The organism is Lentzea albidocapillata (assembly GCF_000719115.1).
GTDB lineage: Bacteria > Actinomycetota > Actinomycetes > Mycobacteriales > Pseudonocardiaceae > Lentzea > Lentzea albidocapillata.
The window spans coordinates 1-1117 of sequence record NZ_JOEA01000056.1 but is presented as its reverse complement, the minus strand read 5'-3'; the positions used below and the strand labels follow the sequence as shown (position 1 = coordinate 1117).

The following is a 1117-nucleotide window of genomic DNA, read 5'->3' as shown; positions in this document are numbered from 1 at the left end:
CCTAGGTGTACTGACCGGAGAGGTTGAGAACGGTTCGACACGTAGCCGGATGATCTTGGAATGAGGGAGGGCCTCCGGGTTCGGTGTGGATTGCGACGTCTACACCGACCGACGGAGGCCCTCGTGATTCACGCTAACGCACCGCTGACTCCGGTGGGCAGGCTGCGCCTGGCCCGGTGTGTCGTGGACGAGGGCTGGCCGCTGCGTCGGGCCGCGGAACGGTTCCAGGTCTCGGTGAGCACGGCGAAACGATGGGCCGACCGCTACCGGCACGAGGGCGAGCCGGGCATGACCGATCGATCATCGCGTCCGCACACGAGTCCTGGCCGTATCCCGACCCGGATCGAACGGCGGATCATCAAGGTCCGGCTGGCACGGCGATGGGGGCCGGCCCGGATCGCGTTTTTGCTGCGCCTGGTGCCCTCGACCGTGCACCGTGTGCTGACCCGGTTCGGCATGGCCCGGCTGAACCACCTCGACCGGGCCACCGCGCAGCCGGTGCGCCGCTACGAACGCGCGACGCCCGGCGAGCTGGTGCACGTCGATATCAAGAAGCTCGGCAACATCCCCGACGGCGGCGGCCACCGGGTCACCAGCCGTCAGGCAGGCAAGCGTCACCGCACCCGCACCCCAGGCAAGAACCTCGACCGCTACGGCAACAGCCACGTCGGCTACAGCTACCTGCACAACGCCGTGGACGACCACTCCCGGCTCGCCTACAGCGAAATCCTGCCCGACGAGAAGAAGGAAACCGCGGTCGAGTTCTGGCAACGGGCCCAGATCTTCTTCGCCACCAACGGCATCACCGTCGAACGGGTGCTCACCGACAACGGCGCGTGCTACAAGTCCCTGCTCTGGCGCGACACGCTCACCACCGCCGGGATCACCCACAAACGCACCCGCCCCTACCGGCCGCAGACCAACGGCAAGGTCGAACGCTTCAACCGCACGCTGCTCGACGAATGGGCCTACGCCCGCCCCTACCGATCAGAAACCGAACGACGAGCCGAGCTACCGCGCTGGCTGCACACCTACAATCACCACCGCGGCCACACCGCACTCGCAGGCCAACCACCCGCCAGCCGCGTTCCTAACCTCTCCGATCAGTACACCTAGG

Annotated in this window: 1 protein-coding gene; it reads left to right on the top strand. The window is 67.1% G+C overall.

Features of this window, described 5'->3' with window-relative positions:
- Positions 1–123 precede the first annotated feature (123 nt).
- Positions 124–1116, top strand: coding sequence for an IS481 family transposase (locus tag IG04_RS0141715; protein WP_030482276.1), 993 nt, complete (start codon positions 124–126; stop codon positions 1114–1116).
- The last annotated feature ends 1 nt before the right edge of the window (position 1117 follow it).